20 protein-coding genes and 1 tRNA gene are annotated in these 22191 nt (G+C 41.2%); 5 read left to right on the top strand and 16 right to left on the bottom strand.

Annotated features, from left to right (window positions below; genetic code table 11):
* Positions 1-332: 332 nt before the first annotated feature.
* From ACPUEN_RS02320 to ACPUEN_RS02370, 11 genes are all read right to left on the bottom strand, one after another.
* Positions 333-1022, bottom strand: coding sequence for an HAD family hydrolase (locus ACPUEN_RS02320; protein WP_425638220.1), 690 nt, complete (start codon positions 1020-1022; stop codon positions 333-335).
* Positions 1023-1238: 216 nt separating this feature from the next.
* Entirely contained in the window at positions 1239-2153 is a 915-nt protein-coding gene (locus tag ACPUEN_RS02325; protein ID WP_425638221.1) for an alpha/beta hydrolase, read from the bottom strand.
* 101 nt (positions 2154-2254) lie between these two features.
* Positions 2255-2596 carry an L-rhamnose mutarotase gene (locus ACPUEN_RS02330; RefSeq protein WP_425638222.1) on the bottom strand — a complete coding sequence of 114 codons (342 nt, stop codon included), beginning with the start codon at positions 2594-2596 and terminating at the stop codon, positions 2255-2257.
* Between the two features lie 185 nt (positions 2597-2781).
* Entirely contained in the window at positions 2782-4098 is a 1317-nt protein-coding gene (fucP, locus tag ACPUEN_RS02335) for an L-fucose:H+ symporter permease (protein WP_425638223.1), read from the bottom strand.
* Positions 4099-4129: 31 nt separating this feature from the next.
* Positions 4130-4894, bottom strand: a complete 765-nt coding sequence (locus tag ACPUEN_RS02340) for an SDR family oxidoreductase (protein ID WP_425638224.1) — start codon at positions 4892-4894, stop codon at positions 4130-4132.
* A 15-nt stretch (positions 4895-4909) separates the two neighbouring features.
* The gene (locus ACPUEN_RS02345) at positions 4910-6013 is read right to left on the bottom strand and encodes a PDDEXK nuclease domain-containing protein (protein ID WP_425638225.1); all 1104 of its coding nucleotides are present in this window, start codon (positions 6011-6013) and stop codon (positions 4910-4912) included.
* Between the two features lie 12 nt (positions 6014-6025).
* Positions 6026-6856 carry an amidohydrolase family protein gene (locus tag ACPUEN_RS02350; RefSeq protein ID WP_425638226.1) on the bottom strand — a complete coding sequence of 277 codons (831 nt, stop codon included), beginning with the start codon at positions 6854-6856 and terminating at the stop codon, positions 6026-6028.
* Positions 6853-7713 carry a fumarylacetoacetate hydrolase family protein gene (locus tag ACPUEN_RS02355; RefSeq protein ID WP_425638227.1) on the bottom strand — a complete coding sequence of 287 codons (861 nt, stop codon included), beginning with the start codon at positions 7711-7713 and terminating at the stop codon, positions 6853-6855. The genes ACPUEN_RS02350 and ACPUEN_RS02355 overlap by 4 nt, the downstream gene beginning before the upstream one ends.
* A gap of 197 nt (positions 7714-7910) precedes the next feature.
* Positions 7911-8669, bottom strand: a complete 759-nt coding sequence (locus tag ACPUEN_RS02360; RefSeq protein ID WP_111613537.1) for an SDR family NAD(P)-dependent oxidoreductase — start codon at positions 8667-8669, stop codon at positions 7911-7913.
* Between the two features lie 61 nt (positions 8670-8730).
* Complete coding sequence (locus tag ACPUEN_RS02365) at positions 8731-9810, bottom strand: Gfo/Idh/MocA family protein (RefSeq protein WP_425638228.1); 1080 nt, start codon at positions 9808-9810, stop codon at positions 8731-8733.
* 23 nt (positions 9811-9833) lie between these two features.
* A complete protein-coding gene (locus tag ACPUEN_RS02370; RefSeq protein ID WP_425638229.1) occupies positions 9834-10451 on the bottom strand; it encodes a peptidylprolyl isomerase in 618 nt (205 codons plus the stop codon).
* 98 nt (positions 10452-10549) lie between these two features.
* On the opposite strand from ACPUEN_RS02370, the gene ACPUEN_RS02375 reads away from it, so the two are divergent.
* Entirely contained in the window at positions 10550-11770 is a 1221-nt protein-coding gene (locus ACPUEN_RS02375; protein ID WP_425638230.1) for a GAF domain-containing sensor histidine kinase, read from the top strand.
* On the opposite strand, the gene ACPUEN_RS02380 is transcribed toward ACPUEN_RS02375, so the two are convergent.
* Both ACPUEN_RS02380 and ACPUEN_RS02385 read right to left on the bottom strand, forming a co-directional pair.
* Complete coding sequence (locus ACPUEN_RS02380) at positions 11745-12899, bottom strand: 1-acyl-sn-glycerol-3-phosphate acyltransferase (protein WP_425638231.1); 1155 nt, start codon at positions 12897-12899, stop codon at positions 11745-11747. The two genes, ACPUEN_RS02375 and ACPUEN_RS02380, sit on opposite strands and share 26 nt — an antisense overlap.
* A gap of 201 nt (positions 12900-13100) precedes the next feature.
* Positions 13101-13182, bottom strand: a tRNA-Leu gene (locus ACPUEN_RS02385).
* A gap of 228 nt (positions 13183-13410) precedes the next feature.
* Between ACPUEN_RS02385 and ACPUEN_RS02390 the strand changes: the two genes are divergently transcribed.
* Genes ACPUEN_RS02390 through ACPUEN_RS02405 form a run of 4 tightly spaced genes read left to right on the top strand, consistent with a single transcriptional unit; the run spans position 13411 to position 19701 of the window.
* Positions 13411-13989 carry a TetR/AcrR family transcriptional regulator gene (locus tag ACPUEN_RS02390; RefSeq protein WP_425638232.1) on the top strand — a complete coding sequence of 193 codons (579 nt, stop codon included), beginning with the start codon at positions 13411-13413 and terminating at the stop codon, positions 13987-13989.
* Positions 13990-14034: 45 nt separating this feature from the next.
* Positions 14035-15354: a TolC family protein gene (locus ACPUEN_RS02395; RefSeq protein WP_425638233.1), complete on the top strand. Its 1320-nt coding sequence runs from the start codon at positions 14035-14037 to the stop codon at positions 15352-15354.
* Positions 15355-15382: 28 nt separating this feature from the next.
* Positions 15383-16495, top strand: coding sequence for an efflux RND transporter periplasmic adaptor subunit (locus ACPUEN_RS02400; protein WP_425638234.1), 1113 nt, complete (start codon positions 15383-15385; stop codon positions 16493-16495).
* A gap of 32 nt (positions 16496-16527) precedes the next feature.
* Positions 16528-19701: an efflux RND transporter permease subunit gene (locus ACPUEN_RS02405; protein WP_425638235.1), complete on the top strand. Its 3174-nt coding sequence runs from the start codon at positions 16528-16530 to the stop codon at positions 19699-19701.
* Positions 19702-19875: 174 nt separating this feature from the next.
* Here ACPUEN_RS02405 and ACPUEN_RS02410 read toward each other — a convergent pair whose 3' ends face one another.
* The 3 genes from ACPUEN_RS02410 to map are packed head-to-tail and all read right to left on the bottom strand — an operon-like array spanning position 19876 to position 22181.
* The gene (locus tag ACPUEN_RS02410; protein ID WP_425638236.1) at positions 19876-20754 is read right to left on the bottom strand and encodes a phytanoyl-CoA dioxygenase family protein; all 879 of its coding nucleotides are present in this window, start codon (positions 20752-20754) and stop codon (positions 19876-19878) included.
* A gap of 1 nt (position 20755) precedes the next feature.
* Positions 20756-21367: a Pr6Pr family membrane protein gene (locus tag ACPUEN_RS02415; RefSeq protein ID WP_425638237.1), complete on the bottom strand. Its 612-nt coding sequence runs from the start codon at positions 21365-21367 to the stop codon at positions 20756-20758.
* A 49-nt stretch (positions 21368-21416) separates the two neighbouring features.
* The gene (gene map, locus ACPUEN_RS02420; protein ID WP_425638238.1) at positions 21417-22181 is read right to left on the bottom strand and encodes a type I methionyl aminopeptidase; all 765 of its coding nucleotides are present in this window, start codon (positions 22179-22181) and stop codon (positions 21417-21419) included.
* Between the last annotated feature and the right edge of the window lie 10 nt (positions 22182-22191).

Consider the following 22191-nt stretch of genomic DNA (forward strand, 5'->3'; position numbering starts at 1 on the left):
GTTTTAATACTTAGTCCTGCAGAGCTTATTTTGTCATTTTTTGTGTTTTCCAGAAGGATTCTTAAGTTTCTATCCTTGCCATAAATCATTACCGAATTTCAGTTTTGTCCCATAGGGACAACTCGTCTATAGCCACGGGTTTCAACCCGTGGAAAATGATTTATAAATTATCTGGTGTTTTGGTAGATTTAACATCAATCGAAGATATGACGGTTCGCCAAAACCAATAAATGTTAATTTTTTGCCCCTAAGAACACATAGATTGATTTTTTTTTGTTAGCTCACCAGCGCTCTTGTGTCACTAACGGTTTTTTAAAATCACCTCAACATCCTCACATCCCTTTTATCAGCTGCAGCACCTCTGAGATGTGTTCGGCTTGTCGGAAATTGGCGTGTTTTACTTCATGGGCTATCATCTCATGCCCCCAGGTGATGTGGTAGGGAATGTGGATAGCGTGACCTCCAAGTTCCAGTACCGGTAGTACATCTGACTTCAGGCTATTTCCCATCATAAGAAATTCGGCTGGGGCTACATCAAGATGACGGATTAGCTTTGCAAAGTCTGCCTCCTTCTTTTCGCTCATGATCTCAATGTGATGGAAATAATGGTCCAAACCTGACTTCTTTAGCTTTTTCTCTTGATCAACCAAATCACCCTTGGTAGCCATCACAAGGCGATAATCCTGCTTTAACTCCTCCAAAACTTCTTCGACTCCCGGTAGTATTTCCACTGGCTTTTGCATCATGTCATAGCCGATTGCTAAGATTCTGTCAATCGCCTTTGCATTGATTTTATGGTCAGAAATCCTCAAGGCAGTCTGGATCATCGAAAGTATAAAACCCTTGATCCCATAGCCGTACAATCCAAGGTTTTCTATTTCAGTCAGGTAAAGTTCTTTGATACTGCTATGCCTAGGCATAAAGTTCTCCATCAAACTGGCAAATTCCTCCTCCGCTTCGCGAAAAAAGGGTTCATTCACCCAGAGCGTATCATCTGCATCGAAGGCTATTACTTTGATCATTTATGTTAATTGAAAGATTTTAAAATTGAATTGGTTGTAAAGTTGGAAGGTGGGAAAGTTGGCGTATCAAACTGAGCAGAGTCGAAGTTTTAGGTAGTTAGTTTTCTTAGAGCTGACCACTGTGACTGAAGACTAACAAACTGCGTCTGAACACTGCGACTGAACACTGAAAACTGAGACTTTGCAACCATATGACTTTGCCGCCTCACATCACCTTCACTCCAAATTCATCATCCAGTCCAACAACACCTCTCTCCATCCGTCAACAGGTCCTTTTCCCAAACCAAATCCAAACCCATGGCCACCCTTAGGATAGATGTGGAGTGAAGCTGGTACTTTGTGGGCATGAAGTGCTTTGTAATATAGAAAGCTGTTCTCAATAGGAACACCACTGTCGTCTTGGGCATGTACCAAGAAGGTAGGAGGTGTCTCAGCAGTCACATTCAATTCACCTGAAAAGCGGTCAATCAATTCCTGACTGGCATTTTCTCCGATTAGATTTCTTCTGGAACCTGAGTGTGCACTAGCATCTCTAAAAGAAATCACTGGATATGCCAGAATAGAGAAGTCCGGGCGTGCAGAAAGTGCATCGATAGCGTCTTTTGGTCTTTCTACCTCATGTGTATACTGCGTGCTGACAGTAGAAGCCAAATGTCCTCCGGCGGAGAAACCCAAAACGCCAATTTTTGAAGGATCAATCATCCATTCTGCAGCGTGATGTCTAGCCAATCTGATGGCACGTTGCGCATCGAGTAGGGGTACTTCTTTCGCGTCGGTCAGAGACTTGGAATCGGGAAGCCTGTATTTCACCACTATTCCTACGATGCCTTGCGTGTTTAGCCACTTGGCAAAGTCTCTTCCTTCCCAATCGTAAGCCAAAATGTGATAGCCACCACCCGGGAAAATGACGACAGCTTGGCCTGTACGCATTTGTTTGCTGGGTAGAAAAACTTCGATCTGCGGAATCTGAACATTTTCAATTCTGATAATTCCTTCCTCTACAGCTTTTTCCTCCAAACCCATATCCTTTTGAAGTGGGGGAGTTCCTTCCCAAAGTGGAAGGATGATTTCTTGGGCATGTACGAGGAGGCTGGTCGTAATTAAACAGAGTACTAATAGTAACTTTTTCATATGATTATAATTTGTCTTTTAAAGGCCATATGGAATCTCGCCTGGGAGATAATCATCCCTCTGTGTGTCGCTTCCGACATGCTCGATTTCATGTGTTTATTTTAGGCTTTGAAATCAAAAATCTTTTCCATTAACTGCCAGCGCCAATTGTCTGGAGTCCCTGGTAAATTGGTTTGGTATTGACCAAGAAAAGCTTCCCATTCCTGAACTTTCTCATTTGCATTGTCCAAGACAGCTTTCTTTTCGAAGGTAAAGCTTTCATCCCCAACCAGTATCATGCTCAATCTGTGACGCCAGCGATAGATACTCATCTGCACTATTCCTGCTACACGTATGCTTTCGAGGATTTCTGGAGCTACCGCTTTGTGACATTCCACATAAGCCTGAATCGCTTCCTCATCGTCTCTTAGATCGCAGATTAATACAAAGGTTTGGGTTTTCATTTTGGATTTAGGTTTATGCGATATGTGTAATTAAACAATGGGTTGGAGTTTTTGGTGTTTTTGTCGACAGTCCACAGACAACTGTCCACTGCCAGAAGTGTGAAACTCAAGACTTCTTTCTTTTTTTAACTAAAATGATTATTAATAATCTTCCAATTTTACAATCTTTCAATTGGTAAAACTTTTCAACCTTCCAACTTTGCCACTTTCTTAACTCTAAGGCTAAACAATAACACCATTACAAAACATGCTAAGGGAAGTATAAAGGAGAAATTGACCTCAGGCACGCCCAAAATCAACGTATCATCATAAGCAACTCCGCCGATATCCATAATCATTCCTTGCAGTGTAGGCATGATTGCGCCACCCACAATCGCCATCACAAGATATGCTGCTGCAAACTTTGAATCTTCACCTAAGCCGTCCAAGGCGATCCCATAGATAGTCGGGAACATCAAAGACATAGCAAACGAAATAGCAACTAAGGAGTATAATCCCAGCATGCCTGGGAGGAAAATAGCTCCTGCTGTGAATAGTATTGCGAGCACAGAAAAGATGCTGAGCAACTTGGTAGGTGAGATGTAGCGAAGCAAAAAGGTGCAAATCCAACGTCCTACCAAAAATATTACCAAAGCGGCATACCCGTAATTCACTGCATCGGCGATGGAAATGCCAAGTACTTCCGCGTATTGATAGATATAGGTCCAGACCATGATTTGAGCACCTACGTAGAACATCTGAGCAAATGTACCTTCAACGAAGTTTCTGTTTTTCAGCAAGCGCCCCATGGTAGCGCGGAACTCCACCTTTCCAGTTTCCTTATTTTCAGGCATTTTGACCAGCGCGATCACTACCAAAATCGCTATTACCACTAAGCCAAGCATTACATAAGGGTTTCGAATGATCAGCAGATCTGCTGTTCGGATTACTGCTTTAGCAGATTCATCCAGCGAGGAGAAAATGATATTCCCATCTGCATCGGTTGCATTCGATTGAAGGGCATTCAAGATAAACTGCTTGGCTACAAACAAGCCTGCCAATGCTCCCATTGGGTTGAATGCCTGAGCCAAATTCAAACGCTGCGTGGCAGTAGCTTCTGGACCCATGGATAAAATGTATGGGTTGGCGGTAGTTTCCAGGAAAGCTAAACCAAATGTCAGAATGTAGAGAGAAGCCAGGAAAAAACCGTAACTCTCCCAAGCTGCTGCTGGATAAAATAGCAAAGCTCCGAAACCATAAAGTCCCAAGCCCAATAAGATTCCAGTTTTATAAGAATACTTTTTGATAAAAAAGGCTGCGGGTAAAGCCATGGTAAAATAGCCCCCATAAAAAGCCATCTGTACCCAGGAGGCCTGGGTATTATTGAGTTCGAGGACTCGCTTAAATGCTGCCACCATGGGATTGGTAATGTCATTTGCGAAGCCCCAAAGAGCAAAAAGAGATGTAATGAGGATAAAAGGAAGGATTAATTCCTTGGGAACTAAGGCAGGTTTTTGGGTCATGGGTGGGGTTCAGGTTATGTGGGTTTCGAAGTTATAATGCTCGGTCGAGATGAGTGTATCCTCCATCTACAAAGAGATGTTGTCCAGTGATATGCCTGGCTTTATCCGAAAATAAGAATATCGCCATAGCTGCGATTTCTTCAGGAGTTGTCATTCGATTACCTAAAGGGATTTTGGCTGTGATCTCTGCAAGTCTTTCTTCAGGATTTGGAAATGTCTTGATCCAGTTTTCATAAAGTGGCGTGTATACTTCCGCTGGAATGATAGCATTCACTGTGATCTCGTAAGGTAGGAGTTCGACTGCCCATTCTCTGGTGAGAGAGAGCTGAGCGCCTTTGGCTGCGGTGTAGCCTGAAGTTCCTCCCTGCCCGGTTACAGCAGTTTTACTACTGATATTGACAATACTTCCCTTAGCTTTTTTCAAATGAGGCAAAGCAAAATGTGCCAAATGATAATAGTGATTTAGGTTTTTTGCAACAGATTTTTCAAATGCATCAGGGCTTCCATTTTCTAAGCCTACGCTATCATTTGCTCCTGCATTATTCACAAGCCCATCAATTCTTCCGTATTTTTCCAGTGTGAGTTTGACTGCTTTTTCTGCATCAGCAGCCTCGAAAAGTCGGATAGGAATCTGCAGTGCCTCACCTAAGGTGAGGATTTCAGCACCTTCTTTTTCGGAAGGATCTATCATCACTGGAATTGCACCTTCGGCAATCAATCCTCTGGAAATTGCTCCGCCGATACCTTTGGCTCCGCCAGAAATTAGGATGACTTTATTGGTTAGGTTTAGGTTCATTGTTGTTTTTATAGTTTAAACTTGGTCCCCCAATCTTTTTAATTCAGACTCCAGTTCATTTATGGTTGGCAAACTACTTTTTAAATTATCTGGAAGACTATCTAGAAACTTTATTTCACTAATTCCCATAGGCTTATTCATGTCTCGAAGAGCAAATTCTGCTTCTATATTGTTCTTGTCTTTGCACAAAAGAATTCCAATGGTTGGATTGTCGGAATCGTCTTTAATTAAACTATCAACTGCAGATAGATAGAAATTCAGTTTTCCTGCAAATTCTGGGATAAACTTTGTGTTTTTCAGCTCAATTACTACATAGCATTTGAGCTTAGTATGGTAAAAAAGCAAGTCTAGATAATAATCAGATTCACCAATTTCCAGATGATATTGGTTTCCAATAAAGGCGAAACCTTTACCTAACTCGAGTAAGAATTTAGTGATATGGTGGATCAGTTGGTTTTCAATATCAAGTTCTCTGTAGCTTGTATCTAAAGTAAGAAAGTCAAAAATGTATGGGTCTTTCAGGGTTTGGTTTGCCAGATCGGACAAGGGTTTGGGAAGAGTAGTCTTAAAGTTAGTGATCGAATTACCTGTTCTTTGGTAAAGTTTTGACTTAATCTGGCTATCCAAAACATCTCTACTCCAGTTGTTTTCGATGGTTTGCTGAATGTAGAAATTAGCTTCTGTTCTTGTTTTTATTTTATTGATTATCAGCTTTATATGCCCCCATGGGATTGAGGGGATAGTAGCTTTATCCATTTCGTCCCCAAGCTGGGGGCTAATTGAATTATAATCACTTTCTAATTCGTCCCCAAGTTGGGGACGAATTAGGGTTTTAGGTTTAGAGTTTGAGTTGAAATAGTCGTAAAAAAGACGACAGTACTTGAGATTAGTGACAGAAAACCCATTCATGTCAGGGAATTCACTTCTTAGATCTTTTGAAAGAGTGCTCAAGAATTTAGTGCCCCATTCCGTTTGTTTCTCACTAATGGACTTGCCTAGATCCCAATAAAATTGAATCAAAATTGAATTTACTGTAACAGCCGCTTTGATCTGAGTAGAGCGGATTGTACTCTTGAGATCTGTTAGCCATTGTTTGTAATCTGAAGAAAGTAAGTCCATAACCTCACTAATTTATAATCCAATCCCGTAAAACTCCGCCGCAGTATTTCCCATGATTGCTTCTTTTTCTGTTTTGGAAAGTCTATCGGTAAACCGCTCCACCACTTCCAAGACCTGTTCGTATTCTCCTGCGATTTTGCACACAGGCCAATCGCTTCCAAACATCAGTCGCTTCGGACCGAAAAGCTCCAAGACCACATCCAAATAAACTTGTAGCTCTGTTGCCTTCCAATTCTTCCAATCTGCTTCGGTGATCATTCCAGACACTTTACAGGAAATATAATCCCGCTCGGCAAGTGGAGCCATTTCCTTTTTCCACTCTCTCCAAATACCCAGTTTAATATTTGGCTTGGCTATATGGTCGATTACAAAAGGTTGTTCCGGTGCTTTTTTAACAAACTGATATGTGGCTTCCAATTGATTGTGAAAAATCAGAATGTCATAAGTATAACCTCGCTTTCCGATTTTCTCTATGCCTCGGATAAACTCCTTTCGAAGCATGTAATCGACCGGTTTTGATTGAAGAATCTCTCGATAACCTTTCAGTTTTTTTTGCGAAGCAAACTGATCCAAATCCTTGTCTACATCATCACTTCCCAAGTCTACCCAGCCTACGACAGCTTTGATTTGCTCGTATTCTTCAGCGAGATCACATAGAAAGGCAGTTTCCCGGAAACTCTCATCTGCCTGCACAGCTACACAACCGTCAATTTTATGTTCCTTTAAAATTGGGATCAGATCATCAGGAAGAAAATCACGTTGGATCACCTTCATGTCGTCGGTGATCCAGGAGTGTTTTTCAGGATTGTATTTCCAAAAGTGCTGGTGGGAATCCAGTCTCATGCTTCAGGATCGTTGATGGCAGTTTGTCTAGCTTCTCCAAGTCCTTCAATGCCAAGTTCTACCACATCACCCTCTTTCAAGTAAGTAGGAGGGGTAAGGCCGAGACCAACGCCTGCTGGAGTTCCGGTAGAAATCACATCGCCAGGAAGCAAAGTCATGTATTGACTCAGATGCTCGATCAATTCGGGAATATCAAAAACCAGGTCAGAAGTATTGCTATCCTGAAGCATTTTGCCATTCAGTTTTAGCCAAAGTCTCAGGTTATGTGGATCTTGAATTTCTGTTTTGGTAACCAAAACTGGCCCAAGTGGAGCGAAGTTGTCTGCACTTTTGCCTTTGACCCACTGACCTCCGTGATGTAGCTGGAAATCTCGCTCAGAGACGTCATTATGTACACAGTAGCCCGCCACATAATCCATTGCATTTTCCTTGCTCACATATTTTGCTCGTTTGCCGATTACCACTGCCAATTCCACCTCCCAGTCCGTTTTTACCGAATTCTTAGGTATTAAAATAGGGTCAAATGGGCCGCACAGTGAAGAAGTGGCTTTCATGAAAATGATTGGGACTTCAGGTACTGCCATACCAGATTCTATGGCATGTTTACGGTAATTCAGCCCTATGCAAATGATTTTGGAAGGTCTGGCAATAGGTGAACCCAGTCTGGAATCTGCAGGTATTTCGTTTAGATTTTCTTCGTTGGCTTCCAGCCATTCCTGAAGTCTCGCTAGTCCATTATTTGCGAAAAAGTTTTCGTTCCAGTCTTCCTGAAAACCAGAGCAATCTAGGTATTTGCCTGATGCACTCTGGATTCCTGGTTGTTCTTTACCGGCTTCGCCGAATCGTATAAGTTTCATTTTTAAGTATTAAGTAGTTAGTATCAAGTATTAAGACTCAAGATATTAGATTTTAAAGAAAGGAGATAGGAGAAGGGAGATTAGAGATTGAGCCAAGAGCCTATATAAAAGAAGTTTGAGTAACTAATTAAATTGAGCTAAATAAATGCGTTGAGGCTTTCAATCTCAAATCACAAATCGTAAATCTCAAATCAACTTCACATTTTCAGCCCCAAGAATCCTCCATCAATCGGAATATTCGTTCCTGTGATAAATCCTCCAGTTTCTGCACTTACAAAATAGGCAAGTTCAGCGATTTCTGAAGGGGTTGCCATTCTACCAATAGGCTGAGTTGCAGCTAGTTTTTCAAACATTTCCTTCTCTTGGCCTGGATAATTTTTGGCCAAAAAGCCATCTACAAATGGCGTGTGAACTCGTCCTGGAGATAGGCAATTACAACGAATCCTGTCTGCTACATAATCTCTGGCCACGCTTAAAGTCATGGAAAGTGCCGCGCCCTTGGTCATGCTATAAGCAAATCGATCTGGAATACCGATTGTCGCAGCGACAGAAGCCATGTTTAGAATTGAACCTCCACCATTTTCTTTAAGTTTAGGAAGCGCCGATTTGATGCAATTGAACATGCCCTTTACATTCACCTGAAAAACCCGGTCAAAATCTTCAGAAGAAGTAGTCTCTGCATTTCCGATATGGGAAACTCCGGCGTTATTGATCAAGGTGTCTATTTTGCCGGGAATGGACTGAATTAGGGTTTCTGCCTCTGCTGGATCTGCTACACTTCCACACAGAAAAGTCACATCAAAACCTTTGCTACGCTCATCCTGAGCTACCTTTTCTCCACTATCAGGATTGATATCTATGAAGTAAACTTTCGTGTTTTTGGCTGCAAAAAGCTGGACCATAGCTAGGCCAATTCCGGAAGCCCCGCCTGTAATAAGTACTGTTTTATTTTTCATGTCGTTTCCAAAAAGGAAAAATAGGGTCTTTGGCCTAGACTCCCAAAATATATTCTAAAGATTATAAGTTAACTGTTTCTCCGGTTTTCACCGATTCGTCACAGGCAAAAGCTATTTTCAGACTGTTCAATGCATCTTCCAAGTGGTCGTCTAGATCGATATTCTCTTGAATTGCTTTTAGAAAATACTTTTGCTCCCGATTGCAAAGTTCCTGGTGATTTGGCTCGTCTTTCAGATCTATCCAGTTGTCAGGCTTGGTAAATTTGTTTTGCGAATCAATATCAGCATGATGAACCCGGATGGATTCTGTCTTGGTATGGGAATCCACATTATCTGATTGTCCGCTAACTCCAGCATTCTTTGCAGTGATGGAAACTGATCCTTTCGGACCGAAAACGTCTTTCACAAAAAAAGCAGTCTCACTCACCATCGGTCCCCATCCTGCTTCATACCAACCCACCGAACCATCTTCAAAGCGAATCTGAAGTTGGCCATAATTGTAGTTGTCAATTGAAATATCTTCGGTAAGTCTAGCGCCAATTGCAGAAACTGAAACAGGTTTTGATCTCGTCATCTGGCACATCACGTCTATGTAGTGCACACCACAATCCACAATCGGACTAAGGCTTTTCATTAAGTTCCGATGCACATCCCACATGAATCCTTGACTTTGCTGATTGAGATTCATACGCATCACTAATGGTTTGCCGAGTTTTTCTGCTTCGGCTATAAAGCGGATCCAAGAGGGATGGTGCCTCAAGATATATCCTACGACTACCTTTTTGTCCACTTCTTTGGCTTTTGCAATAATCCGCTCGCAACCACTGATGGAATCTGCAAGTGGCTTTTCTATGAAAATATGGCAACCAGCTTCCAAAGATTTGAGGGCAAATTCCTCATGGGTATCAGGATAGGTTGAAATACTCACTGCATCGGGATTGGACTGAGCTAAAGCTTCATCGAAGTCTGAAAAAAGTGGATACTCAGCATTAAGTTGCTTATTCAATTTACTATTGGAATCACCTCTGGATACCAACCCACAGATTTCAAATTCAGGGAAATTGTGGTAAGCAGTAGCATGGGCAATTCCCATATTTCCACAACCAACGACGAGGATTTTGATGGGTTTAGAGGTACTCATTAATTTTTTTGGTTTGGATCAGCTTATTGATTCTTTTGAGTTGTCAACTCGCTATAAGCTGATTGGCTTATTTGAATTATTTTCACTTTGAGAGGAATAGACTTTATTGGTTCATCATTATTATCTCGCTTTGCACGAACAATTTGCTCTATCGCACTCATCCCCTTAATCACCTGACCAAAAATCGTGTAATCTCCATCGAGTCTGGGAATTCCTTCCGGGTTTTGTACAATATAAAACTGGCAGCGAGCAGATAGTTTTCCCGGATTGTCATCTCGCCCGGCACCTACGGCTCCATAAACATGCTTTAATTCAGGGACGAACTCAGGCTCCAAGAGATATTCTGGATCACTAAACCCTTCGGGAGTATCTGGACACCCTCCCTGCGCCACAAAGTTTGGAATGACACGATTAAAGGTCAAAGAGTCCCAATAGCCAGCATTTGCGAGTTCGATAAAGCTTTCTTTATGATTGGGAGTTCGATCATCTAGTTCGATCAAAATCTCTCCATAAGGGGTCACAATCTGACCAACCAGGACATTTTCATTGGATGTCTGTGCAAAGGATTTACTTTCTGAGAAAAGTAAAATGCTACTAGCTAAGAATAAATGAATTACTAACGATCCAGATAATCTATTCATTCGTAAATACTTGATTGGAGAAAAAGTAATTGCCATTACATTTGGATAGGGAATTGAAATAAGGATTTTTTGTGTCTGTGATTATTAAAAGTAGTAAAATGAATCAAATATCTTCCTTGCATGAGACTGAATTAGAAAGGCTATTAGCCCTAAGTAATCTGGGAATTGATTATTATGAGCCAAAGCAAGGATTAAATTTTCTTACGGAGTTAGCCGCTAAAATCAGCGGAACAGAAATTTCTCTAGTCAATCTTATCGATTCATTTACCCAATGGAGTGTGTCCTCCTATGGGATAGATATCACTCAAATGCCGAAAGAAGACTCTGTTTGTCAATTTACAATTCAAACTCCCGGCAACGAAGGTTTTGAAGTAGGAGACTTGAGTGCTGATGAACGCTTCAAGCACGTCTTTTATGTGAGAGATGCCCCAAATCTCAAATACTATATGGGAGTGCCCTTGACCTCACCAGAAGGATATAATCTTGGAGCGCTCTGCGTTATGGATAGTCAAATAATGCATCTATCTGAAGAGGTAAAGGATGTTTTGAGATTGATAGCGAGACAAATTGTTGACAGATTGCGAGTAAATAATTTGGTAGCTAATCTGAAAAATAAAGTAAAAGAGGCTGAATTGAACCAGAAGAAATTGGCTCATGATATTCGAGGTCCAATAAGTGGGGTGATTGGTTTGACAGATTTAATCCTTGATGAAGAATTGGCTGCTAGTTCTCAAGAGATAAAAGAATATACTGAAATGATCAAGCAAAGCAGTATTTCCTTGCTTGATTTGTCAAAGGATATTCTTTCAAAAGAATTTGATGATAACGCCAATCGAAGCCCCGAATTAAATGAGGGAGAAACCAACTTGGTAAAACTGAAAGAAACGATTGTGCGTCTTTTGGCTCCTCAGTTAAAAGTAAAAAATATTGACTTCAATGTGCTACTAGATCAGGAGAATCAATTTGAGTCTTTCTCTAAATTATATGTCCTTCAGATTTTAGGGAATTTACTTTCCAACTCTATCAAATTCACTAAAGCAGGAGGTATAATTACCCTAAAAATGAACCTGACGCGAAATGAATTGGATTTGATTCTTGAGCTGATTGTTGAGGATAATGGAATTGGTATGAGTAGTTCTAAAGTAAGCGAAATATTAGATGACGGAACATCTACTGATGAAGGAACTCGAGGAGAAATTGGGTTTGGGTTGGGTTTGAACTTGGTTAAACAGCTCGTAAATCAACAAAATGGTATCTTGGAAATTGACTCCAAGCTAGGCGTTGGAACTAAATTCAGGATTGAGATGAAGGTGAATTAGTTTGCAATGCTGCTTTTTGATTGTTGACAGGATTAGCATACATCGACAAAAAGCTTTGAATCAGAAATTCATTCTTCGTATTTACTTTTTCAATCATCCTTTTTTCGAAGGACTCTTTTTCGGCTGCAGTATAGAAGTTTACATACTCCTCATCTCCATAAAGTAGGTCGTGAGCAATATAATTGCTTGGCCATAATTTATAACCAGACCATATTTTCTGATCAATGCATTCGGCAAGTTTACTGAGTTTATCAGGCTGACTGAGTTCCATTTCAGAGATTGCTTTGATTTCCTTATCCAAAATACCATTTACCTGAAGGTGGATTCTCTTTTTGGTACCCATGATTCCTCTGAGAAGATTGAGAAAATCCTCATTTTCACCTTTCACATATTTCTCATCCCTGGACTTGGCTAGCCATTCAGGCATTTTCAATACGTCCGTAGGATCATATTCGTAGGAAATAGAGATTGGAACAACTTTAATTTTTTCAAAATAACCAAATGGATTTTGACCTTCTTCTGCGAGCGTTAGCATTTTCAAAACTCCACGGTGAGTAGCATCATTACCGTCCTTGGTGCGACCTTCCCGCTGCGCTGTCCAGACAGATCGATTTTCAGAAATCAGAGATTTTTTAATATAAGCTGAAGCCATCTGCGAACTTTCTAACAAAGCTCTTCCTTGGAGCCCGCGCTTAATGGCAAAATTCCTGTTAAGTCTTGAAAGTGTATGTAAAAATGGTTTTTGGATCAGATTATCTCCAATAGCAGAAGTAGTGAGGATTAGACTGTTTTCATAAAGGCAGGAATTCAGCAAGGAAGTATCCAGAATAATATCTCGGTGATTAGAAATAAAAAGGTAGGCAGTATTGGGTTGCAAGAGCTCAAAACCACCAGTACTTAATCCATCTGAGCTTTTTTCAATAACCTTTTGTACTCCCGGATAAATGAAGTTCACCTGAAAGTCGCGCAGCGAATGTGTATGAACCATTAAGTCTTTCCAATGCTCCGTAGAATCGTTTGGAAACGTAAAACTCATCATTGCCTCCAGCATAGGATCATTTACAATCTTTCGGATTGCAGCATTAGCTTCCGCATCGTAAAAAGGCCTGATTGAATCAAATTGCGACATAACTATCTATTGGGTGGTCTGCAAAAAGCAAATTTTAGCTTAGAAATCTAAGCTAAGTTACATCTATCGCAGTTAATTTGTATTAGAACTATCTAATGTGGTGATTATCGGGGGAGAATTCGGGAGGGTAATAATAATTACAAAAAAGAATTTTAGTTCTTGAAATTAAAAAACCTCCCAGAAATCTCTGAGAGGTCTTAGTGCGGATAGAGGGACTCGAACCCCCATGCCTCGCGGCGCTAGATCCTAAGTCTAGTGCGTCTACCAATTTCGCCACATCCGCAGCTATTTTCAATTGGGTTGCAATGTTAGTGATTCTAGTGTCGAAAAAATATAAAAACGAAAGTTTAAATCCGATCATCTGCTTTGGTAGCACAGAACCAATTCATTATCAACGGCTTTATTTTTCAGTCCTTTTTTAAATTTCACCGTTCTTAAATTTCCTAAATAATTTCCTCAATAACTGGAACTATTGCCAGTCCATTATGATTGAACGTTCATTCAGTCAATTATGGAAAATTTATTAGACAAGAAACAGAGCATCATTGAAAGCGCTCTGGAATTAGTGCATGCCAATGGATTTCATGGATGTCCTGTGAGCCAGGTAGCGAAAAATGCCGGTGTAGCTGCAGGTACTATTTATACCTATTTTGAAAATAAGGAGGATTTGATCGTGGGAATCTATGACTATGTCGCCGAAAAAATCACCTACTATTTAGCTGAAAGGGACGATGATTCCTTGGAATTCGAGAATAGGTTTTTCAATTATTGGAGGAATTTCACTGAATTCTATGAGCAGCATCCTGCCATTCATGGATTCTATGACCAGTTTTTGAATTCACCTTTTAATTCAGAGAAAGTTCAAAATCGGCCAAATATGTGGCATGAATGGGCTCACAAGTTTTTTCAGTCAGGTATGGACGAGGGAGCTATACGTGCGACTAATCCGGTGATTCTTTCCATTTTGGTCAATACCAATATCACTTCAACCGTGAGGATCAAAAAGAATTTTAAAACCAAGCTCGCAAAAACAAATGTGAATCTTGACGAAATATCTCAACTAATCTGGGCTGGGATCAAAACTGCTTAACCCAATAAACCTTTTTTAAGTTATTACCAACTAATTATTAATTACATGTTTAACAAACGTTTACTGTTGGTCGGATTGAGTGTACTACTCATGACCGAAGCTGTCTACAGTCAGGAAGAAAGTACAGTCGGCCAAGGCGTGTTGACCTTGGATCAGGTGATAGAATTTGCGCTGGTGCAAAGTCCAATTATCCGGCAAGCACAAATAGATGAGCAAATAGGGGATAGAGATATCCGGTCAAATTTGGCTGAATGGTATCCCCAGATCACCGCTTCGGCAGCTGGTGCCTACAATATCAAGCTTCAGCAGCAGATTATCGGCGAACAGTTGATTACGTTTGGTCAGGATTACAACTCCAATGTGTTATTGCAGGCAGATCAGACACTTTTCAACAGAGATCAGCTTTTTGCCACCAAGACTTCTAAGTATTACCGTCAGCAATTGCAGCAGGTAATAGAAAATGCACGGATCAACACGGTCGTTGATGTTAGTAAGGCTTTTTACTCCATTCTACTTTCCGAAGAGCAACTAAAAATTCTTGATCAAAATCTCAGTCGGTTAGAGAAGCAGTACAAAGATGCATATAGCAGGTTTGAAGCGGGCTTAGTGGACAAGACAGATTATCAGCGTGCCTCAATTGCCCTGACCAATGTGAGAAGTGATCGAAATAGAGTTGCAAACTCTTTTGATGCAAAGTATGATTACCTCAAGCAACTAATGGGGTATCCGGATAGTTTGGATTTTGTTATTGAGTTTGATGTGCAGGGAGCTGCAGGCAAAATTGGGGAAAATACCGCAGAACCATTGATGATGGAAAATCGGGTGGAATATCGATTGATGCAGACACAGCAAACGCTAAATGAGATCCAGAGAAGCTATGAAAAGTGGAATTACCTTCCGGAAATGTCTGCCTATTACCGATATAATTGGAATTACTTCAACAACACTTTCTCAGAACTGTACAGGGCTGCTTTTCCTGTTTCTTCGGTAGGTATCAATCTGGCAATCCCTATTTTTCAAGGTGGCAAAAGAGTTCATAGAGTAAAAGCAGCTGAACTGCAGGTAGATCGCGGCAAAATAGAAATCGAAAATCTTAGTAATCAGATTAAAACGGAGTATTCAATTGCTCTTGCAGACTATAACAGTAGTGTCTACGAATGGCAGCTCATTAGAGAAAATATGGAGATGGCAGAGGATGTTTATGACATCATTAAGCTTCAATACGATGAAGGAATCAAAGCTTACGTGGAATTAGTCGTAGCAGAGACAGACCTCCAAACAGCCCAGATTAATCATATCAATGCATTTTATCAAGTGTTGGAAGACAAGCTTGATCTAGAGCGAGCATTAGGAACTATCAAATAATTCGAATCCTCTTAAAATTTTATACCATATGAACTTATCATACAAACTTGCAGCTTTTTCGGTCTTGGTTTTAGCAGGATTCTCCTGCGGTCAAAAGGAGCAGGCAGAACAACAGGCATCACCTGCAGTGCCAGTTACCACCTACACGGTAGTTTCCAAAACGGTGACAGGAGTTGATGAATATCCATCATCATTGGTTCCGCTAAATGAAGTAGAAATAAGGCCTCAAATTGGAGGTTACATCACAAACATTTATGTAAAAGATGGCCAGGAAGTCAAAAAGGGGCAAAGACTATATGAGATCGACAGAAGTAAATATGCAGCTTCGCAGCAGCAAGCCAAAGCACTGGTAGAAAGTGCTGAAGCCAATCTAGCGAGATTGTCCAAGGATTACGATCGCTATAAGAGACTGGATGAGCAAGAGGCTATTGCAAAGCAGCAATTGGATCATGCTGAAAGTGCTGTGTTGGACGCAAAAGCACAGCTTAGCTCAGCCAAAGCTCAACTGGAATCAGCAAATACAGATTATCAATATTCAGTTTTAACTGCCCCATTTGATGGCACAGTGGGGATATCTCAGGTGAGATTGGGATCACAGGTTTCTCCAGGTCAGCCGCTATTGAATACCCTTTCATCTAATGATCCTATGTCATTGAATTTTGTAATCAACGAACGCGAGATTCCTAGATTCAATAAGTTGCTGAAAGCAGAAGACAATCCCGATTCACTTTTTAGAATCAGATTCAGCGACAATAGTATTTATCCTTTCAACGGTACATTCACTACGATTGACAGAGCTGTAGGACGGCAATCCGGTACCATTGCACTCCGAGTTCAATTTCCTAACCCCAACAGGGACTTAATTGCAGGGATGACGGTAAACCTGATGGTTCTTAATCAGGATTTAGGAGAGCAAGTAGTGATTCCTTACAGAGCCGTAACAGAGCAAATGGGTGAGTATTTTGTCTATCTGGTACAGTCTGATAATACGGTGAAGCAGCAGAATGTGATTCTTGGGACTCAAATAGGAGATGATATTGTGGTGAGATCAGGAGTACAAGAGGGTGCCAAAATCGTGGTGACTGGTATTCAGAAATTACGTGAAGGTGCTCAAATCACTGAGCAAACAGCAGCTCAATAAATGATTTTTTCAACAGACTTGATTAATTACTAATGATATCAGACGTATTTATAAAACGGCCAGTAACAGCAATGGTGATTTCTATCGTCATCGTGCTGGTCGGTGTTTTGGCAATTTTAAATCTGCCGGTCACTCAATATCCAGACATTACCCCGCCGGTAGTTTCTGTTTCTGCCAACTACACTGGAGCGGATGCGCGGACAGTTGAGCAGACGGTAGCGACACCAATAGAGACCCAGGTAAACGGTACTCCGGGGATGGCTTACATTTCATCGAATAATACCAGTACCGGTCAGATGCAGATGAACGTCACCTTCGAAGTAGGGACGGACATCAACATCGCAACATTGGATGTCCAAAACAGAGTTTCTATAGCAGAACCATCTCTTCCAGAGGCCGTGCGTAGACTCGGGGTGACCGTGAGAAAAAGAAACCCATCCATTATGATGGTATTGAGTATCACTTCACCGGAAAGAACTCACGACAGTAAATTCCTTTCCAACTATGCCAATATTTTCATCAAAGATGCACTTCTCCGTGTGAATGGAGTGGGGGATATTACACCAATTGGTCAGGATTTCAGTATGAGAGTTTGGCTCAAGCCAGACAAATTAGCACAGTATGGCATTACAGCGAAAGAAGTGACAGCCGCCATTCAGGAGCAAAACTTACAAGTTGCCGCTGGAAAAGTGGGAAGTATGCCGCAGTACGATACACAGGTTTTTGAATATCCAATTACCGTAAATGGGCGACTGGAAAGTTCGGAAGAGTTTGAAGATATCATCTTGAGATCAAATCCAGCAGATGGATCTTTGGTTTACCTGAAGGATGTAGCCAGAATCGAGTTAGGTCAATTTGACTACAGCAGGTATTCTACCTTGGATGGAGAAGAAGCTGCGATTTTGCTTGTCTACCAAGCTCCAGGAAGTAATGCTTTGGAAACTGCCGAGGGCGTTTATGCTGCTCTGGATGAATTGAAAAAAAGCTTTCCTACTGATATGACTTACACGGTTCCCTTTGAATCCGTATCCGTGGTGGAAGTCTCCATCAACGAAGTAATGAACACATTCGTGGAAGCATTGATCCTAGTGATTATCGTTGTATTCCTGTTCCTTCAGAGTTGGAGAGCAACATTGGTTCCAGTGCTTGCGATACCTGTTTCTATCATCGGTACGTTTATTTTCTTCCCGTTACTTGGATTTACCATCAATACACTGACCCTCTTTGGTTTCGTGCTAGCCATTGGTATTGTAGTGGATGATGCCATCGTGGTGGTGGAAGCCGTGCAGCATTACATTGATTCAAAGAAGATTTCGGCTAAAGAAGCAACCCGCTTGGCTATGAAAGATATCACAGCGCCAGTGATTGCCATTGCATTGATTTTGGCAGCGGTATTTATTCCGGTAGGATTTATTCCAGGTATCGTGGGTAGAATGTACCAGCAGTTTGCGATCACAATTGCAATCTCCGTATTGATTTCAGCATTCGTTGCCTTGAGTTTAACTCCTGCATTGTGCGTTCTCTTGCTGAAACCTTCTGAGGTGAATGAAAATGGTAAGGGCCTGAATAAGTTCTTCTACAAATTCAACTTATGGTTTGAGCGTACAACTGCCAGCTATACGAATGGTGTCAGAGCCAGCATCAAAAGAGCTCCGCTGGTTTTGATTTTACTGCTATGTATTTTCATAGGAACCTTTGGCCTGTTCCAAACGAAACCAACAGGATTTTTACCTACTGAAGATGAAGGGCGACTTTATGTGACGCTTCAACTTCCAGAGGGTGCATCAAGTAACCGAACTCAGGCGGTTATGCAGCACATGAATAGCATCTTGGAAGAAACTGAAGGGATCAATCATGTCACTGGTATTGGTGGATTGAACGTGATCAACTTTTCTTTCAAACCAAATGCGGCTACTTTCTTTGTTCAGATGGACCCTTGGGATGATAGAAAAGATCCCTCTCTCCAGCTTAATGGCATGTTGGCGACTTTAAACCAGAAGTTCGCTGCTATTACAGAAGGAAATATCGTTGTGGTTCCGCCACCAGCGATTCCAGGTTTGGGTAGTACGGGAGGTTTCAGTTTTATGTTGGAGCAACGATCTGCTACGGGTGATATTAAAGAGTTTGAAGCCACTATGGGGCAATTCATCGCTGCCGCAAATCAGCGTCCTGAAATTGCCATGGCCTATAGTTTCTTTACTGCCAAAACTCCTGGATACCATGTGACTGTGGATAGGGAAAAAGCCAAGAAATTGGGTGTTCCGCTGACTGAAATTTTCAACACGATGTCTAATTACATGGGAAGTTCTTATGTCAATGACTTTACTATTTACGGAAGAAACTTCCGGGTGGTAGCCCAAGCCGATACTGCTTACCGAGCTGGAATCAATAATCTGCAGCAATATTATGTCAAAAGTAATGGAGGAGAATCAGTTCCTTTAAGCGCCTTGATCAGCTATGAAGTAGTAGAAAATGCTCCGGTGATTTCTCACTATAATCTGTTCCGATCAGCTGAAATCAATGGCAACGCTGCACCTGGATATAGTTCTGGGCAAGCAATGGCAGCGCTGGAAGAAGTAGCGGCTGAAACCTTGCCTGCCGGGTACGGCTATGATTTTTCTGGTTTGAGTAGGGAAGAGCAATCCTCTGGAAACGCAACTATTCTAATATTTGCCTTGGCGATTGTGCTGGTTTCTTTGCTATTGGCAGCGCTGTATGAAAGCTGGTCTGTGCCTTTCTCCGTCCTGCTGGCTTTGCCACTTGGAGCTTTTGGGGCTATAGTTGCATTGCATTTTCTTCCGAAATTGGACAATAACATCTACGCACAGATTGGTCTGATTACGCTGATTGGTTTGGCCGCCAAAAATGCCATTCTTATTGTGGAGTTTGCCAAAGAACGGGTGGATGTAGGAATGCCACTACTTCAGGCGACTTTGGAAGCGGTGAAATTGAGACTTCGCCCGATTATTATGACTTCGCTGGCCTTTATTCTTGGTGTGGTTCCTTTGGCTATTTCCAATGGAGCTGGTGCTGTGGCAAGGCAGACGATTGGTTTAACGGTGATTGGAGGAATGCTTGCTGCTACCTTCTTGGCGATCTTCTTTGTGCCAGTCCTATATGTGGTGATCACCAAAATCGCCTATGGCAAAAAGACCCTAGCAGAGCTGGAAGCCAACTATGATCCAAGTAAGCACGAGAATCATTAAGTAGGCTAGTTATTTAAAATCGAAATCCCCCCCAAAAGCCATAATGCGCTAGATGGGGGGATTTTTTTATCCTAGAGCTTGCAGAGGAAGCATAGAGTCGATGCCTGATGCTATCTGAATTTATCTTTACAAACTGTCATATCTATGCAGAACTAGTCACACTGGATATTACGACTAATCATTGATAGGGAAACCATAATTGGCAGGAATAGGGGGCTCCCGATGTTGAAGGATTTGCTTGATTTCTTCTTCATCACTTTTCAAATCTTGTGGAAGGGACTCTAGAAAATCTTCTGGCCATATCACAGTTGATCTTCGTTTCACAATCCCCATCCAACGCCTACGTAATTCTGCCCATTCTTTGCTTTGAACACCTTGATCCAATATGGCGGCAGCTGGTCTCATTTCTACATAAATTGTTCTTCGAATGCCTTCTTTTCTTTTGACTTGAGATGCGTGAAGAACCATCATGTCTTGAATTAAGATATCTCCTGCCTTTACTGATGCACTCACCCGATTCGGGACAGTATATCCATGTTTTTGTGTCAATTTCCCTATGTCCTGCACTTCGTGTTGACTGTGTGGGACATAATCGACACATCCATCTCCTATGTCAGCGTCATCGAGGTAAATTCCAATATTTAGGTAAGGGAACTTACGAGAGTGTGGCGCATCCTGATGCCATGAAATGAAGGATTGTGGATGATTGTGTTTGAATAGCACGTCGCATTGCAAAGGCACTACATCTGGACCACACAGATCTTTTGCGATCGACATCATTATAGGAGAAGCCAATAACTCCAATACAGCTTCAGGGTAAACTCCCAATAAATCGTTAACTCTGGCAAGTAATGGCTTATCCTTCTCTTCGATAAAACTTGCGTTAGGAATGGGGGATGAGTTGGTATAGGATTTTAGCATTTCCTCATTTAGCTCAGCTATCAATTCTTGAAGGGTTGAAAGCAAGTTTGCTGGGAGAGCATTGGGTAAAACCAAAAATCCTTTTTCAAGAAACTCCGCTCTTTGCTCAATCGTGATAGTTTGAATATTCATTTCATCTTCTGATTAAAGATTTACCTAACCCAACAAACAAGGTAGAAATCAGAGTAAAAAGGAGTAAAAGGACGAGCGAATTTATCAGTACAGTGGTCATACCTAAACTGGTCACATCAACAAAGGGATAAGGGTAAAAGTTGGAAAAACTTCCTCGGACTAAAATATATAGTAGGTATGCTATCGGGTAAATTGCCCATTTAAAGATCTGTGAATAGTAAACTGATCTGGTCTTTTCATACCGTGCCCAGAATACAATTACCAAAACTGGAATGATAGAATGAAGTATTTCATCAACCAGCATTTGAAGTCCTTCGGGTTGCCAGATGTGTCTGAGCGCTACCTGATAAACTATACCTACCATGAAAATATAGACTGTGATTGCAGTAAGTATCCCAGCGTTGTTGATTTTACTGTCTTCTAGATTTTTAGCTAAAGTTACCCGAGTAAAGTATAGCGCAACAAGCGTGTTTGTCAATATGGTGAAAAAGCTGAAAAATCTAATAACTGCTTCAGGAATAGGAGTGACACGGTTTTCAAGCATTAAAATGAATTGAGTTATCACTGCAAACCATCCAAGCAGAGCAAAAAATAAGGCTAATTTTTTTTTCATTGTGCTAGTTGAGTTTGAACAAAAATCTGTTCATAAGGTGAAAGTAGGCTTAATCCCAAAACCCATTCGCTTCAGTCAAAACAACCGGTGCGCCATCGGTGATTAGAATTGTTTGTTCATGTTGAGTGACAAATCCACCTTTGTTTCCTACCAAAGTCCAGCCATCCTTCTCTGTCACAGCGACAGTGGAATTGGTGGAAATGAAGGTTTCTATAGCTACAGTCGTATTTTTCTTGAAGCGTTCTCTGTTGCTTTTGACCCTGTAGTTGAGTATGTCTTCAGGCCCTTCATGTAAACTTCTACCTACTCCGTGACCAGCCAAGTTTTTAATGACTTTAAAACCAGATTTTCTAGCTTCAGTTTCTATGATAAAGCCAATGTCAGCGATCTTTACTCCACCCTTTATGGCATTTATGGCTTTTTTCAAAATGTTCTGCGAGGCATCTACAAGTGGTTGATGATTATGAATATCTCTACCGATCACGAAAGAACCTCCGTTGTCTGACCAAAAACCATTCAGTTCTGCGGATACATCGATATTGATCAAGTCACCTTCCTTCAAGATTATTTTCTCAGATGGAATGCCATGTGCCGCTACCTTATTTACACTAATGCAGGTGTACCCGGGGAATCCATAGGTCTCAAATGGCGCTGATTTAGCTCCGTAACTTTTCAGGATTTCACCTCCGTATACGTCAAGTTCCTTGGTTGAAATTCCAATTTTGGCATACTCTATCATCAACTTTAGTGTAGTAGCCACCACTTCACTGACTTTTTTCATTCCGATCAATTCGGATTCTTTGGTGATTGACATATTCTTTTGT

Source organism: Algoriphagus yeomjeoni, assembly GCF_049821175.1.
In the GTDB taxonomy this organism is placed as follows: Bacteria; Bacteroidota; Bacteroidia; order Cytophagales; family Cyclobacteriaceae; genus Algoriphagus; species Algoriphagus yeomjeoni_A.

Bases quoted from the DNA above. Each gene is read 5' to 3' on its own strand.
- ACPUEN_RS02350 (WP_425638226.1), bottom strand. From the start codon at position 6,856: ATGAGACTGGATTCCCACCAGCACTTTTGGAAATACAATCCTGAAAAA.
- ACPUEN_RS02355 (WP_425638227.1), bottom strand. From the start codon at position 7,713: ATGAAACTTATACGATTCGGCGAAGCCGGTAAAGAACAACCAGGAATC.
- ACPUEN_RS02390 (WP_425638232.1), top strand. From the start codon at position 13,411: ATGGAAAATTTATTAGACAAGAAACAGAGCATCATTGAAAGCGCTCTG.
- ACPUEN_RS02380 (WP_425638231.1), bottom strand. From the start codon at position 12,899: ATGTCGCAATTTGATTCAATCAGGCCTTTTTACGATGCGGAAGCTAAT.
- ACPUEN_RS02405 (WP_425638235.1), top strand. From the start codon at position 16,528: ATGATATCAGACGTATTTATAAAACGGCCAGTAACAGCAATGGTGATT.
- ACPUEN_RS02345 (WP_425638225.1), bottom strand. From the start codon at position 6,013: ATGGACTTACTTTCTTCAGATTACAAACAATGGCTAACAGATCTCAAG.
- ACPUEN_RS02365 (WP_425638228.1), bottom strand. From the start codon at position 9,810: ATGAGTACCTCTAAACCCATCAAAATCCTCGTCGTTGGTTGTGGAAAT.
- ACPUEN_RS02410 (WP_425638236.1), bottom strand. From the start codon at position 20,754: ATGAATATTCAAACTATCACGATTGAGCAAAGAGCGGAGTTTCTTGAA.
- ACPUEN_RS02415 (WP_425638237.1), bottom strand. From the start codon at position 21,367: ATGAAAAAAAAATTAGCCTTATTTTTTGCTCTGCTTGGATGGTTTGCA.
- ACPUEN_RS02325 (WP_425638221.1), bottom strand. From the start codon at position 2,153: ATGAAAAAGTTACTATTAGTACTCTGTTTAATTACGACCAGCCTCCTC.
- ACPUEN_RS02370 (WP_425638229.1), bottom strand. From the start codon at position 10,451: ATGAATAGATTATCTGGATCGTTAGTAATTCATTTATTCTTAGCTAGT.
- ACPUEN_RS02375 (WP_425638230.1), top strand. From the start codon at position 10,550: ATGAATCAAATATCTTCCTTGCATGAGACTGAATTAGAAAGGCTATTA.
- ACPUEN_RS02395 (WP_425638233.1), top strand. From the start codon at position 14,035: ATGTTTAACAAACGTTTACTGTTGGTCGGATTGAGTGTACTACTCATG.
- ACPUEN_RS02360 (WP_111613537.1), bottom strand. From the start codon at position 8,669: ATGAAAAATAAAACAGTACTTATTACAGGCGGGGCTTCCGGAATTGGC.
- ACPUEN_RS02400 (WP_425638234.1), top strand. From the start codon at position 15,383: ATGAACTTATCATACAAACTTGCAGCTTTTTCGGTCTTGGTTTTAGCA.
- ACPUEN_RS02340 (WP_425638224.1), bottom strand. From the start codon at position 4,894: ATGAACCTAAACCTAACCAATAAAGTCATCCTAATTTCTGGCGGAGCC.
- fucP (WP_425638223.1), bottom strand. From the start codon at position 4,098: ATGACCCAAAAACCTGCCTTAGTTCCCAAGGAATTAATCCTTCCTTTT.
- ACPUEN_RS02320 (WP_425638220.1), bottom strand. From the start codon at position 1,022: ATGATCAAAGTAATAGCCTTCGATGCAGATGATACGCTCTGGGTGAAT.
- map (WP_425638238.1), bottom strand. From the start codon at position 22,181: ATGTCAATCACCAAAGAATCCGAATTGATCGGAATGAAAAAAGTCAGT.
- ACPUEN_RS02330 (WP_425638222.1), bottom strand. From the start codon at position 2,596: ATGAAAACCCAAACCTTTGTATTAATCTGCGATCTAAGAGACGATGAG.